We start from the raw sequence: 16665 nt of genomic DNA, 5'->3' as shown, positions 1-16665 counted from the left end.
GAGGCCGGAGCCCCTGCGGCCGTCCCGGACGGCCCCGTCAGCGCCGCGCCGACCGCCACTGCTCCCAGGCCGACAGCCACAGCTGCTCGGCCAGCCGCTGCTCCTCCCAGACCCCCGCCCCGCCGCCGCCCGGCCGCTCCCGCCACAGCTGCTCCCAGGCCCGCTGGGCCGGCAGGCTCGCCACCTCGCTCGCGAACACCGTGTACCGGACGACCTCCTCGACGGCCGCCTCGCCCTCCGCCGTGCCGACCAGCCAATGCGTCTGCTGGGAAAGCCGGTTGACGTGGTTCACCATCGAGGTGACCGCCGCCACGGCCTCCTGCCGGCTCTCGGTGGCCAGCCGCATCTGCTGGCGCACCGCCGCCTCCCAGCGCACCGCGCCGACCTCCCCGCGCAGCCCGCGCGGCAACCGCGGGGTACGCCCGACCCGCACCTGCGCCTCGATCGCGGCGGACTCGGCGACGGTCTGCGCGATCAGCGCCCGGTGCGCCTCCATCCCGACGGCGGGCGGCAGTTCGCGCTCCTCGACCGGCACGTGGCGGGCCCGCCGGGCGGCCAGGTCGCGCAGCAGCTCGGTGCGCCCGCGCAGGCAGCGCTCGAAGTCGCCGATCGAGCCCAGCTCCACGGCGCCGGGGTCCACCCCGCGTCCGCACACCGTCACGGTCAGCCCGCCGACCCGCAGCCGCCCGGCCCACACCGGCGCCGGCCCGTCCGCCGCCGGGGCGCCGGGCTCCGGCACCGGCCGGTCCTCGTGCACCTCCACCGCGCAGGGCTCGCCGTCCACCGTGATCCAGGCGCGCAACGCCCGTACCCGGCCCGGCCCGTCGCCCTCGTCGATGCCCAACTGCTCGTAGACGCGGTCCCGTTCGTCCTCGACCAGGTCCTCCAGCTCGGGCAGCTGCTCGACCCGGTCGGCGCCCGGCCGGTAGGTGCGCACGGTCACGTACGGGCCGGCCGCCGAGCGCCAGTCGCCGCACTGCACCTCGACCCAGCGCAGCTCGCCGCCGGAGGTCTCGAAGGCGGCCAGCGCCTCACCGGCCCGGGCCTCGGCGGCGGGCGTCGCGTCGGCGGGCGCACCGTCGGCGGAGGCGGGGCCGGAGGCGGGGGCGGGGCCGGGGGCGGAGGCGGGGGCGGGGCCGGAGGCGGGGGCGGGGCCGGAGGCGGGGGCCGTCCCGGCGGTCACGCCGTACACCGGGAAGTCGGCCGCCGCCAGGGTCCGGCGGGAGAACTCCTCCTGGTCGGCGAACCGGTCGGCGGGCCGCTCCGCGGACCGGTCGGCGGATCCGACGGGCTGGTCGGCCGCCCGGTCCAGCGGCCGGTCGACGGGCTGATCGGCGGGCTGATCGACGGGCGGACCGGCGAAACGGTCCTCCCGGACCGGCCCGCCCGGAGCCGGGGCGGACCCCGGAAACCCGGTGTCCCGCTTCTGGTGCCTGCCGCCGCTCTCCCGCATCATCCTGTGCCGCACCCCCGGTTCCTCGCACCCGCACCGCTGACGCCACCTTACGTGCCCGCAGCTGCCGGGTCATCAGCTCCGCCCCCCGGACGGGGGCGCCGGCCGTGTCAGGAGGCCCGGTTGTCAGCCGCCCTCCCTACCCTGGGCGGCATGACAGCACAGAACGACGCAGCACAGGACCGGGCCGCCGAGGGCGCCTTCCCCGCCCGGATCAGCATCGTCACCCTCGGGGTGACCGACCTCGACCGCAGTGCCCGCTTCTACGAGGCGCTCGGCTGGAAGCGCTCCGCCGCCTCCAGCCCGGAGATCGTCTGGTTCCGCACCGCCGACTCGGCGCTCGGCCTCTTCCCCACCGAGGAGCTGGCCGCCGACGCGGGCGTGCCCGCCACCGGCGAGCCCTCCTTCCGCGGCGTCACCCTCGCGGTGAACCTGGAGTCCCCCGCGCTGGTGGACGCCGCGCTGCGGACGGCGGTCGAGGCCGGCGCCGTGGTGGTCAAGCCGCCGGTGCCGACCGACTGGGGCGGCTACTCCGGCTACTTCGAGGACCCGGACGGCCACCTCTGGGAGCTGGCCCACAACCCGTTCTTCCCCTTCACCGAGGACGGCTCGCTGGACCTGCCCTGACCACCCGCACCCGCACCCGCACCCGCACCCGCACCCGCACCCGCCCGGGAGCCTGCCCGCTCAGTTCCTGGAGCGCGCCTTGAAGGCCGCCTTGCGCGCCTCCTTGGCCAGCGTCCGGTCCGGGTGCAGCTCCCCGATCGCCTCCAAGACGTCCGCCGTGTACGGGTGGTCGACCCGCCACAGCTCGCCGAACCACCCGGCCGGATCGCCGTTCACCGGCAGGTCGGTGATCAGTTCGCGCAGCAGCTCGGCGTCCCCGCCGTTGTCCAGCAGCTGGGCGGCGAAGGTGTCGACCACCGTCCACAGCGCCATCGCCCGGTCCGGCACCGGCACGTCCGTCGCCCCCTGCGCGGTCAGCCAGGCCCGCGCCGCGCCACCCAGCTCCGGGTCGTCCATGACGTCCCGGACGGCCGGCGCCGCGTCCGGCCCGAGCAGGTTGAGCGCCGAGACGCAGAGCATCCGGCGCAGCGGGCCGTAGCCGTCCGCGCCGCGCGCCGCCGCGAGCAGCTCGCGCGCCGCCGCCACCGGCTCCCGGCCCGCGGTCCACACCCGCAGCTCCTCCTCCGGCAGCACGTTGGCCGACTCGCAGACCCCGCGCAGCAGCTCGGCCGCGTCCCCCCGGGCCAGGTCGCCGACCAGCGGCGCGTCGTAGCCGTCCTCCAGCAGCCACTGCCGGATGCCGTACTGGCCGAGCGGGGTGAGCCGGACCAGTCCGAAGCGGGCCGACTCCTCCTCGTCCAGCGGCTCCTCGCCGACCACGGCGGGCTCCTCGCCGTCCTCCTCGTCGAACAGCTCCGGGTCGATCGGGCGGTACTCCAGCAGGCCGAGCTCGGCGAGGTCGCCCAGCATCGGGTCCAGCGCGACCATCACGTCCGTGATGTCGCCGAGCAGCTCCTCGCTCGGCTCCTCGCCCTCCGGGACCACCAGCAGCGCGGCCAGCACGCCCAGCGGCACGGTCTCGTTGCCCGGCTCGGCGAAGGCGGTGGTCTCGTAGAGCACCTGCAGGGCCTCGTCCAACAGCTCGGCGGCCTCGTCGCGGGCCTCCTCGACCTCGTTCAGGCCGTCCTCGTCCTCCTCGGCCTCCCCGGCCGGCGTCTCCCCGGCCTCGCCGTCCTCCTCCGGCAGCGAGTCGGCCTCCACCGCCAGCTCCCGGACGATCCCGGCGGCGGTCAGCCACAGCTCCAGGACGGTCTCCGGGTCGCCCTGCTCGGCGGGCTCCAGGTCCGGGCCCGGGACGGCGACGTGCTCGCCCTCCGTCGTCGTGCCCAGCTCCACCAGGTCCAGGTCGCAGGCCAGCGACCAGGCCCGCAGCGCCTCGACCTCGGCCTCCTCGGGCACCTCGCCCTCGGCCGGGGCCAGGCCCAGCAGCCGGGCCGCGGGGGCCCGGTCCTCCTCGACGAGGTCGCCGAACTCGTCCACCGTCCGGTGCGGGGCGGCCCAGCGGGCCAGCGCCAGCGCGTACCCGAACATCGGTACGGCCTTCGCCTGCTCGGCCAGCTCGCGGTCGGCGGGCAGCTTCACCGGCGGGACCAGGACGGCCGCGTCGTCCAGGTCCTCGTCGTCCAGCCCGTGCGCGGCGAACGCCCCGTAGAGGTCCTGGAGCTCCAGGTCGGCGGGCAGCACCGCCTCGGCCGCGCCCTCCCCCGCGGGGGCCCCCGTGTTCTTGCGACGTCGTCCGGCCATCGTCGTGCGCTCTCCCTCAGCCAGCGGTCAGCCCAACAGCGCCGCGTACCGATCCACCACCTCAGCGTATAGGCCGGGCACCCCCGACGCCCGGCCGTACGGGGCGCACCCAGGGGCGCGCGCCGTGGGCGTGCGCCCACCCCTTATCCTTCGGTCTGGTAGCGCGCACACCCCGCGCGCACCACCAGGGCAACGAAGCCCACCGCCCTCCGCCCGCCCCGGGCCGGAGGGGCCCTCTTCAGCTCACCTCGCCCCACCAGGGAGCCCGTACCCGCGGCCACCACCACAGCGCCTCCGGACGGGCGCGCCGGCACACCCCGCCGACCCCGGTGGTGCCCGGCCACAGGAGACCCCTGCCATGGCGGACCTCTCCCCCGCCGGCTCCGGCCTGCGCACCGCGCAGCTCGACGGACGCCGACTGTCGGAGGCCCTGCTTCCCCTGGAGCTCGCGCCGCGCGCCCAGCTCCAGCTCGCCGCGATCAGCCGCTGGAACGCGCTGCGCGGCATCCGCGTCGGCCTGGTGGCCGCCGCCCTGCTGCTGATGCTGATCGGCGCCAACCTCGCGACGCCGATCTACTCGCTCCTCCAGCAGCAGCTCCACCTCACCGCGCTGGACACCACCGTCCTGTTCGCGGTCTACGTCTTCGCGCTCGTCCCGGTACTGGCCGTGGTCGGCCACTGGTCCGACCACCTCGGCCGGCGCGCCCTGATCCTGCCCGCCGTCGCACTGGCCGCCGCCGGCGACCTCGTCTTCGCCACCTCCGGCAGCTTCTGGCAGCTCGCGCTCGGCCGCGCCGTCCAGGGCATCGCCGTCGGCCTGTCCACCGGCGCCGCCGGGGCCGCCCTCGGCGACCTGCTGCCCGACCAGCCGACCCTCGCCGCCAAGATCACCCTGGCCTGCTCGGCCGGTGGCGTCGCCCTCGGCCCGGTGGTCGGCGCCCTGCTGGCCGGCGGCTCCGACCCGCTGCTGACCCCGTTCCTGCTGCACGCCGTCGCCCTGGTCGCGCTCTGCGTGCCGCTGGCCCTGGTCCACCCGCGGATGCCCGGCCGCAACCGCCCGCCCGCATCGCCGCCGCGCATCACCACCCCGGCCCACCTGCGCCCCCAGCGCCTGCGGCTGCCGCGCACCGGCCGCCGCGAGTTCAAGCTCGCCGCCTCGGCGGGCTTCGTCTCCTACGCGGTGTTCGGCGTCTACCTCAGCCTGGCCCCGGCCTTCGCCGCCAAGCTGCTGCACACCGACTCCAAGCTGGTCGGCGCGATCGTGGCCGCCCTGCTGCTCGGCTCCTCGGCCGCCACCCAGCTGATCGTGCCGCCGACCTCCGACCGCGTGGTGACCGCCCTCGGCATGACCGGCCTGGCCACCGGCCTCGGCCTGGTCGTCGCCGCCGGCTACACCGGCACCCCCGCGCTGCTCTTCATCGGCAGCGTCCTCGGCGGCATCTCCCAGGGGGTGGCCTTCCGCTCCCTGTTCACCAGCGCCGTCGGCGCGATGGACCCGGAACGCCGCGGCTCCGAGCTCAGCTCCCTGTGGGTCATCGTCTACCTCGGCAGCTCCGCCCCCATCATCGCCGTCGGCGCCCTCGTCCAGCGCTACGGCCTCCTCCCCTCCGTCAGCGGCTTCGCCGCCCTCGCCGCCCTCGCCTGCGCCGCCCTCGCCCTCACCGTCGCCCGCAAGCCCAAGGCAGCCTGACCCACCCGCCGAACGCCGCTGCCCGGGACGTCTTCGGAAGTCCCGGGCAGCGGCGTTTCCACACTCCCGCTTCGCCCGTCGCGAGGTGAACACCCGCGCATCGTCTGCTTCGGTGAGCGGGTTTCCCGCCGTTGCCCCCCCAACCCCCCCCCCCCCCCCCCCCCCGGGGGGCCCCCCCCCCCCCCCCCCCCCCGCGCCCCCGGGCGGGGCGGCCCGCGGCGCTCATGAAGCAGGCCCTCCGTCGTGGATCCGGCGGGCGGCACCCGTGCCACACCAACGGGTCCGGACGCCGATGTCCTTGACGGCCGGAGCCGGGGCTTCGGTGCAGCCGTCCGGAAGGGCCTCGGTCATGCGCTTCCAGTAGCGGTCACCAACCTCAATCGTCCCCTGGCCCCCACACCGAAAGCCGCTGCCCGGGACGTCTTCGGAAGTCCCGGACAGCGGCGTCTCACCTGCACCTATGCGTTCCAGGGCTTCCAGGCAACGGTGTCGATCTTGACGTCGAACGGCTTCGGCAGCCGGACGGACTCGCCGAACTTCCACTCGCCCAGCACCTCGTACGTCCCCTCGCGCCTGTTCGGCTCCCCGAACAGGGTGATGCCAGGCTGCCTCGGGTCACGGTCCACCAGCAGGTAGAACGGCACCCCGGTCCGCGCGTACCCGCTCCACTTCGTGGGCTTGCCTGACACGGGACGCCGGTCGTTGTGCGCGCTGGGACACGCGGTGACCTCGGCCACCAAACTGATCTCGTTCGGGCTGAGGCATCGGTCCTCCGCCCTTGCCAACAGGTCCACTTCGGCGGTCACCACAATGAGGTCAGGGCTGTAACCGTCCCCGATCTCCGCAAGATCGACGCCGACATGCTGCACCACCCGCCACGGGAAGCCCCCGTCTCTGGACTCGCCACGGAACAGCCACTCGTGGATGTCCCGAAGCATCAAGGCGTGATTCACGGGCGGATACGGCGTCACAACGAACTCTCCGCCGACCACCTCAACCCGCAGCACCTCAGGTAGCCCCAGCTGCTCATCGAGCGCGCCCCGAGCCCAGAGCACGTATGGCGATTCGGGCAAGACCCACTGCCCGAGCGCAACAACAGACGACATGAGCCCCACCTACACCGCCCGCGAGCAGCCCTACCAGTGGCACACAGTTCTTTCCGCCAAAGGAGAGGTTTGCGCAGTAGGAGGTTGACGACTTATCTCCGGAGTGCGCTGCTGCCAGGATCAACGCATGAGGATTCTCGTGCTGGGTGGCGGCTGGTTCCTGGGCCGCGCGGTCGTGAGTGGCGCGCTGGAACGAGGCTGGGAGGTGACCACGTTCACGCGGGGACTGTCCGGTGTCCCGGTGCCCGGGGCGGCCTCCGTGCACGGCGACCGGGAACGCCCCGAAGACCTGGCGCGCCTGGCCAGTGAAGGCCCATGGGACGCCGTGATCGACACCTCGGCCTCGGAGTTGTCGCCGCATGTTGTCCGGTCGGGCGCACACGTCTTGGAGCCGGTCGTCGGCCGCTACGTGTACGTTTCCACGGTCGCGGTGTACGAAGGCTGGCCCGCTGAACCCCTGAACATCTGTTCCCCGGTCTGGGTGGCTTCGGCCGGTGCCGGGCCGGACGCTGTTCGGCCGTCGGACAGCGCCTCGGGCATCAACCCCGACTACGGGCAACGGAAGGCGGGTACCGAGCATATGGTGACCGAGACGTTCGGTCTCGCCCGAACGAGCCTCCTCAGGCCGGGCGTGATCCTCGGCCCCGGGGAGTACGTCGGCCGACTGCCGTGGTGGCTGCGCCGAGCCGAGCGGGGCGGAGTCATTCTCGCGCCTGGGGACCCCACACGACGGGTCCAAGCGGTCGATGTTCGGGACGTCGCCACCTTCGCGCTCGACCAAGCTCTATCTGTCGGTCATCAGGTCCACAACCTCGGTAGTCCGATCGGCCGGGAGACGATGGGCGGCTTCCTCCAGGCGTGTATGGACGTGACCGGCAGTACCGGAGAGCTGCTCTGGGTGGAGGACGAGATCTTGCTTCGCCACGGCCTGCGACAGTGGACCGAACTGCCACTGTGGTGGAAGCACCCTGGCGTGTCCGTCATCGACTCGTCCTCGGCGATCGCGGCCGGCTTCCACAGCCGGCCGCTCGCAGAGACCGTGGCCGACACCTGGCAATGGCTGAGGCAAGGCAACATGCCTGTTCCGCACAGGCGTTGGGCCAAGCACGGAATCGAGCCCGCCAAGGAGCAGGCCGTCCTGAACAGCGTGCGCTAGTGACCGCCTCCACCGAGGGCGATCCGCGTCGTGCCAGGTCCCAGAACCTGAGGCGCAGCTACCAAGGTGAAGTCGTCGATCTGGTCCGCAAGATCCCGCGCTAGCTGAGCACTACGAAAGGCCGGCAACGCCAACTCGGTTCGGACCGCGTTGACCCTGCCCGTAAGGCCCGCACCGCGCCACTCTCGGGGGAGGGTGAGCACCGGGGCGAGCGCATCAGCGGCGCCGTCCAGATCATGGCGCATCAGGAGGGCGGAAGCCAGATCGGCCCGGGCCTGGGGAACAATGACAAGAGGGTTGGAGTTCGCGGAGCGGGCAGCGATCAATTCCAGTGACCGCCGGGCAGAGGCCTCGGCGCCAGCGCTGTCCCGCAGGAGCAACAAGCTGGCGCTGTTACTCATCTCGACCCGCTCCAGGTCGAAGTCGAACTCGCCACCCACGCCGTCGTGCAAGTCATCCTCGACACGCCCGCGCTCGGCCACACTCTCCACTATCGCCCGGTGAGCTTCGTCAGCTCGGCCTCGATGCGCGTATGCACGGGCCGCGATCGCAGCCAGCCGCGCCCTGCCCGTGGCACCGATGCCGGAGAACGACCGAGCCTCCTCGATCTTGCGGACGGCTTGGGCGGGGTTACCGCTCCAGTAGTACAGGACAGCCAGGTAGCCGTGGGCGTATGCCTGCAGGGGCTGGTGCTCGGCAACCTGGCCGTACAGGGCTGCTGCCCGCGTCAGTTCGAACGCGTAGGGCATGGCGCCGAGGTCGAAGGCGCAAGCGGCCAGGAGCGCTGAGGCCTGGCCGGCCACGCGGTACAGACGTCCTCGTTGCGACAACGCCTGGGTGCGATCCAGCTGAACCCTTGCGACGCCGAGCAGTTCCTTCGCTGACATGAAGATCAGATGCGGCGGTTTGGCCCCGGTGTCCCGGGCCAGGCGTACCAGGTCGTCTTCGAGCTGGTCGAGGCTGAGATCCGGCAGGAGTCGAGCAGCCGCGTCGGCGGCGTGGACGCGGGCATCTCGTGCGGTCATGGCCATCTCTCCTTCATCGAGCACAGGGTCCACCACTGCGAGCAGCGATCGGACTTGCTCGTCACTCCGAGGAGCCAAGAGCTCGTTCACCGACCTACCGAAGATGTGCTTGAGGATCGCGGGCGCTGGGTGATGGGGTCGCGCGACCTGGCCGGAGCGCCACCGCATGAAGCTCTTGTCCGTCAGGTCGACGTTCCTGAAGGCGAGATCGCCGGTCCTCTCGTGGAGCAGTGCGGCGGCCCGCCTGTACTCGGCCAGGAAACCGCGGAAGTCCATGCCGGACTCGGTGACCAAGGCATCGAACAGGTTCATCGCCGTTCCCTTCGCCGCAGCCCGGTGCGAACTGCGTCTGTTCCCTGCCTACCACCGCCGGGCTTCAGCTCACACGACTCGCGCGGAAGTGTCTCCGAACTGTCCGCGGACTGTCTCCACCGGTCACCCCAAAGAGCGGCAAGTGTCCAGGGTCTGCCAGTAGTTCTGTCCCGGCTACCAGTCCAAGGTTGATCCCCGCAGGCAACCAAGAACGGGGGCGTTCAAGCGCTCCTGCCGATCGGAGCGATGCACATGGTGGCCATCGGATGTGAGAGGTTTCTCCATCGCTGGAAGGGCGCTTTCCCTGCGGAGGTGGCCTCGGTTCCCACGGCACGTCGCATCGTGCGTTCCAAGCTCCGGGAGTGGGGCTGGGAATCGGACGGCGAAAGGGCTCGCGACGTCCTGCTCGTCCTCGTCGAGTTGACGACGAACGCGATCCGGCACGCCAGCAAGCCGGGCGACGTCGTCAGGGTGCTGGTTGACGAGACCGACGGCTACTGCCGCATCGAGGTCCTGGACTCCCGCCCCGACCTGCCTCTGCTCGCGGTTCAGGCCGACGGCGACGACGAACATGGTCGCGGGCTGCTCCTCGTTCGGAGCCTGGCGCACGCCATGGGAGAGGAGCTGGCGGCCACCACCAAGAAGGTCTGGGTGAGCGTTCGAATCGCCGACGTCCTGGCTCGCCCCCGCTGCCTGTAGCGCGTACCAACACCAAGGAGACATCGTGACCACCGAACCCGCACCGAACGCCCCGGAGACCCTGCGCGCCGCCATGGTCGCGGCGCTGCGCGAGGACGGGACGATCCGTACCGCGCGCATCGCCGAGGTCATGGGCCGTGTCCCGCGCGAGCGTTTCACCCCCGAGGCGCAGCCCGCCGACGCCTACGACCCGGAGCGCGCCGTGGTGACCAAGCGCGACAAGGGCGGGCTCGCCATCAGTTCCGTCTCCGCCGCGCGTATCCAGGCGTTCATGCTGGAGCAGGCGGGCCCCCGGCCCGGGGAGAACGTTCTGGAGATCGGCTCCGGCGGCATGTTCGCCGCCTACCTGGCCGAACTCGTCGCTCCCGACGGTGCGGTCACCACCATGGACATCGACCCGGAGATCACCGGCCGTGCCCGCCGACTGCTCAATTTCGCCGGCTACGAGCACGTCAGGGTTATCACCGCAGACGGCGCTTTCGGCGTTCCGGAGCGTGCTCCGTTCGATCTGGTCGTGGTCACGGTCGGGGCCCCGGACGTTCCACCGGCCTGGGTGGAGCAACTGGCTCCTGGTGGGCGGATCGTCGTGCCGCTGCGCCTTCGAGGCCTGATGCGGTCGGTCGTGCTCGTCCGCGAGGACGACCACCTGGTGAGCACCGGGTACGAGCTCTGTGGGTTCGTGCCGATGCAGGGCCTGGAGGAGAACCGCGAACGCCTGGTACTGCTGCACGAGGTGCCGGGCGAGGAGGTCGGGCTGCGGCTGGACGACGGCGATCAGGTGGACGTCGAAGCCCTGCGCGCGGCTCTGGCGTCGCCTCGGCAGGAGGTGTGGTCGGGTGTGACGGTCGGCGGTGAGGAGCCGATCGACGACCTGGACCTGTGGCTGGCCACCGCGCTGGTCGGTCACACGCGGCTGACGGCCACACCGGCCGCACGGGACAAGGGGATTGTCGCGTCCGCCTCCCCGCTCGGCGTGGCCACGGTCGTGGTGGGCGGCACTCTCGCGTACCGCACCGTCCGGCCCACCGACGAGACCCGCGCCCGCTTCGAACTCGGCGCGTACGGGCACGGCCCGGCCGCCGCCGCTATCGCCGCCCACCTCGTCCGCGAGATCCGCGTCTGGGACCAGGAGCACCGGAGCGGCCCCGGTGCCCGCTTCGAGGTCCACCCGGCCGGCACTCCGGACGACCGGCTGCCCGCGGGCCGTGTGGTCGACAAGACCCACACCCGCATCGCCATCTCCTGGCCCGGAAAGCCGTGACCGGCCCCGATGCCAGGTGAAGCACCACCTCACCCTTCCCCAACTCCTCCAGGAGGTACGAGCCATGGCTCAGGACCAGGACGACGGCTTCGAGCTGGACGTCACGATCATCGAGCAGGGCCCCGTGATCGGCGAGCTGATGAGCAGCACCGATGACGGCTGTGGCAAGACCTGCCAGTCGGCCTGCTCCAACAGCGGCTGCATCGCCTGATCCACACCCGCACCTGGTGCCGGGGCCAGCACGGCCCCGGCACCAGGTGCGGGCAACGACCTCACCGACCCCGAGCTGGAGGCGCACATGTACCGGGCTCTGGACGTGGCGCTGTTACGCGCCGTCGTACACACCGGCACACCCGAGGTCCGCCCATGGCCGGACCTCGATGCCGGTCCGACCGCGACAACGGCGTGGCGGTCCTGGATGTCCCACACCTGGGCGGACCCGCAACTCGCCGAGGCCGTCCTCCTGGCCAATCCCGCCTACGCCGCGCGCGTCGAGGACATCATCGACGGCCGGGTGGATGCTCCTCGTGCCGTTCGCAAGGCCGGTGGGACGCTCGTCCGCTACTTGCTGCGCCAGCGCCACCGCGCCACTCCCTTCGGTCTGTTCGCCGGCGTCGTCCCGGTACGGGCCGGCCACGCGCTGGAAGGCACCTGGAACATGGACCACCGCGCGATCGTCCGGCCCGACGCCCGGTGGCTCGCAGGTGTGGCCGACCTGCTTGAGCGCGACCCCGAGCTGCTGCCGCGCCTGCCGGTAACGGCCGATCAGACCTGCAAGGTGCGTGGCGACCACCTGGTGGTACCGCTCCGCCGGCCTGACCACCACCAGCCCGTCGGAGCACCCACCGAGGTCGCCCTGCGCTGCACCGAGCCTGTCCGTATCGCGATCGACTCGGCCCGGCAACCGATCCGCCTCGGCCACCTGGCCGAACTCGTGCTAGACGCCCACCCCGGCGCCGGCCCCGAGCAGACCCACCGAATGCTCGCGCAACTGGTCCACCACGGCGTTCTGGCCACCGCCCTGCGGCCACCGATGACCTGCAACCCGCTGGAACACGTCTTGGACCGGCTCACCGAGGCCGAGGCCGAGTCGATCCCCGCGGTCGTAGGCATCGTCCGACTGCTGGGCGACATCGCCCGCAGGACTACCGCACACAACGTGGCTCCGAGCCGAGCACAGCGGGAGGAGCGCGCCCGCCTGCGGGAGCTGACCGGCGGAGCGGATCGTCCCGCTCTCGCCGTCGACCTCCAGCTCGGCGCCGACCTGGTCATCCCGCACACGGTGGCCCGCGAAGCGGAGACTGCCGCCGCCCTGCTCGCCCAGGCCAGCCCCCACCCGAACGGCTCTCCGGCATGGCGCGACTACCAGCTGCGGTTCCTGGAGCGGTACGGCATCGGAGCGTTGGTGCCGCTGCTGGACCTGGTGAATCCCGATACCGGGCTGGGCTTCCCGGCCGGGTACCGCACCAGTGTCCTGGATCTTCCGATCGCCCCGGTGACGGCCCGCGACAAGCAACTGGTCAAGGCCGCGCAGCTCGCCGCCCTCGACGCGACGGACGCCATCGAACTTTCCGAGCTGCTGCCCGGTCTCGGGGAGCAGGCCGATCACCTACCGCCCCACCTCGACCTTTGCGTCCGGATCCACGCCGCCAGCCGACAGCATCTCAACGACCGCGACTTCCGCCTCGTGGTCACCGGCCTGTCACAGGGTGCGGGCACGACCATCGGCAGATTCCTGCACCTGCCCCATGCCGATCTGCGCCGCCTCTCGGCCCAGCTGCGCGACGTCCCTACCTTGAGCACCGATGCCCGGCGGGTCCAGGTATCCTGCCCGCCACTGTGGGCCGACACCGACAACGTCGCCCGCACACCGCGGGTCCTGGACGACGTGATCGCCGTCGCCGAGCACGCCCAGGGGACTCTGCCGCTGCGGGACCTGCTGGTGACCTCCGACGCCCGGCGGATGCGCCTGCTCTCCCGGGCCTCCGGGCAGGTGATCGAGCCGGCGGTGTTCAACGCCGTCGAGGCGGTCAACTTCGCCCACCCGCTCGCCCGGTTCCTCACCGAGCTGCCCCGCGCCCGCGCGGCCGTTCTCGTCCCCTTCTCCTGGGGGACGTTGGCCGAGGCCCTGCCGGTGCTGCCCGCCGTCCGGCACGGACGCATCATCCTGGCCACCGCCCGATGGCGACTCAACGCCGCCGATCTCCCCGCCCGAGGCCAGAACCCGGCGGAATGGGAGCGGGCCTTCGACGGCGTACGCCACCGCCTGCGGATCCCCACGTACGTCGACCTCGGCAACGGCGACCAGCGCCTGCGGCTCGACCTCGACCAGCGCTCGCACCGGCAACTGCTTCGCGCCCAGCTGGAGCGCAGCGGCAGGACCGTCTTGCGGCAGGCCCCCGGCCCGAACGACCTCGGCTGGGCGGACGGCCGAGCTACGGAGATCGTCCTACCGCTCGTCTGTCTCCAGAAGCCGCACCGGCCGGCGGCAGTGGACTTGGGGGCCGTCGCCACGGCGTTGTCCGGCGAGCAACCGGCCGATCCTCGGAGTCGCTGGGCGTACGCCAAGGTCTATGCCCAGCCGGTGCGGCACAGCGCGATTCTGGCCCGCCTACCCGAGCTGCTCGCGACCCTCGCAGGTCCGGACTGTTGGTTCGTCCCCTACCGCGACCCGGAGCCTCACCTGCGCCTCCGCATCCGTCAGAGCGGCCCGTTCGACTGCCTCGCCCGACGAACCGCCGCTTGGACCAGCGCCCTGCGTGCCGCGGGCCTGGTCACCGGCCGCCTCCAGTGGGACACCTATCAGCCCGAGACCGGACGCTACGGAACCGGCCTCCTGCTGGAGCTGGCCGAAGCCGTCTTCGTCGCCGACTCCACCGCCGCCCTCGCCCAGCAACGCCACACCGGGCCTGGCCGCCTGAGCCGACAGGCCCTCACCGCCGCCAGCTTCATCGACCTCGCTGCCGCCTTCACCGGCGACACCGGGACCGGGGCGGCCTGGCTGGCCGAACGCATCACCCGCACCGACGGTGCTCCGTGCCTCGACCGAGCCGTACTCGCGCAGACGCTGCACCTCGCCGATCCGGACGACGCCCGGGCCGGGCTACGCGCCGAGACCGGAACCGAGATCATCCGTGCCTGGGAGATACGCCGCACCGCCGTGCACGCCTACCGTGCCGCCCTACGCACCCACACCGGGCCCGACCCGGATTCCGTCCTCGCCTCGCTCCTGCACATGCACCACATCCGTGCCGCCGGGATCGACCAGGACAGCGAGCGCGACTGCCACCGCCTCTCCCGCGCCACCGCGCTCGCCCTCACCCACCGACACCAGGGAAGCCGCCCCCGATGAATCCCGCCACCGCCCGCAGCACCGCGTCGTGCGGCCCCGCCGACGCAGACGCCGCCCAGTCTTTGGCCACCGGCGCCGTGGGCATCACCCTGCTCCACATCGAACGCGCCGCACTCGGACACACCTCCTGGAGCACCGTCCAGGACTGGCTGACCGGCATGACCGGCCAGGCCCTCATCGGCTCTGACAACGCCGCCCTGTTCATCGGCGCGCCGGCCCTGGCCTTCGCCCTCCACACCGCCGCCGCAGGCAGCGAGCGCTACGCGAAGACGCTGCTCACCCTGGACAAGGCCATCCACCAGCTCGTCCATCGCCGCCTCGACCAGGCCCACGCCCGCATCAACTCCGGCGAGTTCGCCCGTGCTGCCGAGTACGACCTGCTGTACGGGCTCACCGGCTTCGGCGCCTACCTGCTCAGGCGCGACCCGCACGGCGACACCCTGCACGACGTCCTCACCTACCTCGTCCGCCTCACCGAGCCGCTGCCCGGAACCGACCTGCCCGGCTGGTGGGTTCGCTACGACCCCGCCGGACGAACCTCCGCCGCTTTCCCCGACGGCCACGGCAACCTCGGTCTCGCCCACGGCATCACCGGCCCCCTTGCCCTCCTCGCCCTGGCCAAGCTCGCAGGAGCCACCGTCGAAGGCCACACCGCCGCCATTCTGCGCATCCTCGACTGGCTCGACTCCCTCCGTCAGCCCGGTCTCTCCGGAGAACCCTGGTGGCCCCAGTGGGTCACAGCGGACGAACATCGCCTCGGTGTAGTCCTCCAGCAAGGCCCGCCCCGGCCCAGCTGGTGCTACGGCACCCCCGGCCAAGCCCGCGCCCAGCAACTCGCCGCCATCGCCCTCGGGGACCCCCACCGCAAGCGCTCCGCCGAACACGTCCTGCTGCGCTGCATCACCGACCCCGCCCAACTCGACCTGGTCACCGACGCCGGCCTGTGTCACGGAGCCGCCGGGCTCCTGCACAGCGTCCACCGCGTCGCCCACGACGCCACCAGTCCGGACCAGTTCACCGCCCACCTGCCCGCCCTGCGCACCCTCCTCCACGCCCGACTCCCCGCCCGAGAACCGGGGTTCCTCGACGGAACCACCGGAGCGCGCCTGGCCCTGCACGCGGCCGACCGCAGCGGCGCCCCCGCCACCGGCTGGGACGCCTGCCTACTCCTCGCCTGAAGCGCTCATGGCCCGCCACAGCGAACCGCCGTGTCTGGAACAGGCGATCCTCGCCGTCCTCACCGGAGCCGACACCACCCGAGAGGCCGCCCGCCTCGGCATCGACGCCGCCGACCTGGCCACCGCCGCCGAGACCTACCGCACCGCCGGCCGCTCCGCCATCTCCACCCCGCCCGACACCTGGGTGCAAGTCAACATCCGGCCCACCGAATGGCACACCGCCGAGGCCGCCATGGCCGCCCACCTCGCGCCCACGCTGCGCGACGCCGAAATCCGAGGCGCCGTCACCTCCTGGTGGTACGTCCGCAAGCACCCGTACTGGCGGCTTCGCCTGCACACCGGCCACCCCGCACTTCGCACCCATCTGGCCGAGCAGTTGGACCGGCTCCAGCACCAGGGCACGATCGCCTCCTGGTCACCCGGCATCTACGAGCCCGAAACCGAAGCCCTCGGCGGCCCGTTGGGCATCGAAGCGGCGCACGCCCTCTTCCACGCCGACAGCCGTGCCGTCCTGGCCGAAGGCCATCGGCCGGACACCCGGCGCGTCGGGCGGCGAGAACTGTCCGTCCTGCTGTGCAGCACCATGCTCCGTGCCGCCGGCCAGGAGTGGACGGAGCAGGGTGATGTCTGGGCCCGGGTCGCCGCCATGCGCCCGGCACCCGCAGAACCACCGCAACCGGGCGCTGACAAGATCGGAGCGCTACTGTCCGCCGACACCCTCGCCATGACCGCCCCTGGCCAAGCCCTCCACGCAGAAGCCGATCGCGTCCACGCCTTCGCCCGCGCGGGCCGTGAACTGGCCGACCTCGCGCTGTGCGGAAGCCTCACCCGTGGCCTGCGCGACGTCCTCGCGCACATGATTGCCTTCCACTGGAACCGCGCCGCGATCCCCACCCCGCATCAGGCCACCCTCGCCCGTGCCGCACGCAACCACATCCTCGGAGTCCCCACACTGAGGCGATGAACTCATCGAGGGACGGACGATGCGGAACATCCATACTCGAATCGTGAGAACGCTCCTGTGGCGTTAGGCCGTGTCTCATAATTGATCTTGTGGTGGGTCGAGGAGAGATAACGGATGCCGCGTGGGCTCGGATAGAGCCGTTGTTGCCGCAGCGGGACG

General features: G+C 72.3%; 13 protein-coding genes. 9 read left to right on the top strand and 4 right to left on the bottom strand.

Features of this window, described 5'->3' with window-relative positions; all coding sequences use genetic code 11:
• Window positions 1–37: 37 nt before the first annotated feature.
• The gene (locus ACFY0X_RS27170) at window positions 38–1468 is read right to left on the bottom strand and encodes a hypothetical protein (protein WP_387758345.1); all 1431 of its coding nucleotides are present in this window, start codon (window positions 1466–1468) and stop codon (window positions 38–40) included.
• A gap of 138 nt (window positions 1469–1606) precedes the next feature.
• Here ACFY0X_RS27170 and ACFY0X_RS27165 point away from each other — a divergent pair, with 138 nt between their 5' ends.
• A complete protein-coding gene (locus ACFY0X_RS27165; protein ID WP_387758344.1) occupies window positions 1607–2080 on the top strand; it encodes a VOC family protein in 474 nt (157 codons plus the stop codon).
• A gap of 60 nt (window positions 2081–2140) precedes the next feature.
• Here ACFY0X_RS27165 and ACFY0X_RS27160 read toward each other — a convergent pair whose 3' ends face one another.
• Window positions 2141–3763, bottom strand: coding sequence for a hypothetical protein (locus ACFY0X_RS27160; RefSeq protein WP_387758342.1), 1623 nt, complete (start codon window positions 3761–3763; stop codon window positions 2141–2143).
• Between the two features lie 358 nt (window positions 3764–4121).
• Between ACFY0X_RS27160 and ACFY0X_RS27155 the strand changes: the two genes are divergently transcribed.
• Window positions 4122–5453, top strand: coding sequence for an MFS transporter (locus ACFY0X_RS27155; protein WP_387758340.1), 1332 nt, complete (start codon window positions 4122–4124; stop codon window positions 5451–5453).
• A 458-nt stretch (window positions 5454–5911) separates the two neighbouring features.
• Here ACFY0X_RS27155 and ACFY0X_RS27150 read toward each other — a convergent pair whose 3' ends face one another.
• The gene (locus ACFY0X_RS27150; RefSeq protein ID WP_387758338.1) at window positions 5912–6559 is read right to left on the bottom strand and encodes a Uma2 family endonuclease; all 648 of its coding nucleotides are present in this window, start codon (window positions 6557–6559) and stop codon (window positions 5912–5914) included.
• Between the two features lie 127 nt (window positions 6560–6686).
• On the opposite strand from ACFY0X_RS27150, the gene ACFY0X_RS27145 reads away from it, so the two are divergent.
• Window positions 6687–7715, top strand: coding sequence for an NAD-dependent epimerase/dehydratase family protein (locus ACFY0X_RS27145; protein WP_387758337.1), 1029 nt, complete (start codon window positions 6687–6689; stop codon window positions 7713–7715).
• Here the strand turns inward: ACFY0X_RS27145 and ACFY0X_RS27140 are convergent.
• Window positions 7712–9052: a hypothetical protein gene (locus ACFY0X_RS27140; protein WP_387758335.1), complete on the bottom strand. Its 1341-nt coding sequence runs from the start codon at window positions 9050–9052 to the stop codon at window positions 7712–7714. The genes ACFY0X_RS27145 and ACFY0X_RS27140 overlap by 4 nt on opposite strands.
• Before the next feature lie 312 nt (window positions 9053–9364).
• On the opposite strand from ACFY0X_RS27140, the gene ACFY0X_RS27135 reads away from it, so the two are divergent.
• The 6 genes from ACFY0X_RS27135 to ACFY0X_RS27110 all read left to right on the top strand — a co-directional run bounded on the left by ACFY0X_RS27135 (window position 9365) and on the right by ACFY0X_RS27110 (window position 16506).
• On the top strand, window positions 9365–9751 hold the full coding sequence (locus tag ACFY0X_RS27135; protein ID WP_387758333.1) for an ATP-binding protein: 387 nt from the start codon (window positions 9365–9367) through the stop codon (window positions 9749–9751).
• A gap of 25 nt (window positions 9752–9776) precedes the next feature.
• Window positions 9777–11012 (top strand): methyltransferase, FxLD system, encoded by a 1236-nt coding sequence (gene fxlM, locus ACFY0X_RS27130; protein WP_387758331.1) that lies wholly within the window; start codon window positions 9777–9779, stop codon window positions 11010–11012.
• 64 nt (window positions 11013–11076) lie between these two features.
• Window positions 11077–11223, top strand: a complete 147-nt coding sequence (locus ACFY0X_RS27125; protein ID WP_387758329.1) for an FxLD family lanthipeptide — start codon at window positions 11077–11079, stop codon at window positions 11221–11223.
• An 87-nt stretch (window positions 11224–11310) separates the two neighbouring features.
• On the top strand, window positions 11311–14364 hold the full coding sequence (locus tag ACFY0X_RS27120) for a lantibiotic dehydratase (protein ID WP_387758328.1): 3054 nt from the start codon (window positions 11311–11313) through the stop codon (window positions 14362–14364).
• Entirely contained in the window at window positions 14361–15542 is a 1182-nt protein-coding gene (locus tag ACFY0X_RS27115) for a lanthionine synthetase C family protein (RefSeq protein WP_387758327.1), read from the top strand. Before ACFY0X_RS27120 ends, ACFY0X_RS27115 begins: the two co-directional genes overlap by 4 nt.
• 7 nt (window positions 15543–15549) lie before the next feature.
• Complete coding sequence (locus ACFY0X_RS27110) at window positions 15550–16506, top strand: thiopeptide-type bacteriocin biosynthesis protein (RefSeq protein WP_387758326.1); 957 nt, start codon at window positions 15550–15552, stop codon at window positions 16504–16506.
• The last annotated feature ends 159 nt before the right edge of the window (window positions 16507–16665 follow it).

Origin of the sequence: Kitasatospora sp. NPDC001547 (genome assembly GCF_042894165.1) — a bacterium.
Classification (GTDB): domain Bacteria; phylum Actinomycetota; class Actinomycetes; order Streptomycetales; family Streptomycetaceae; genus Kitasatospora.
This window is presented reverse-complemented; position numbering and strand designations above follow the sequence as displayed.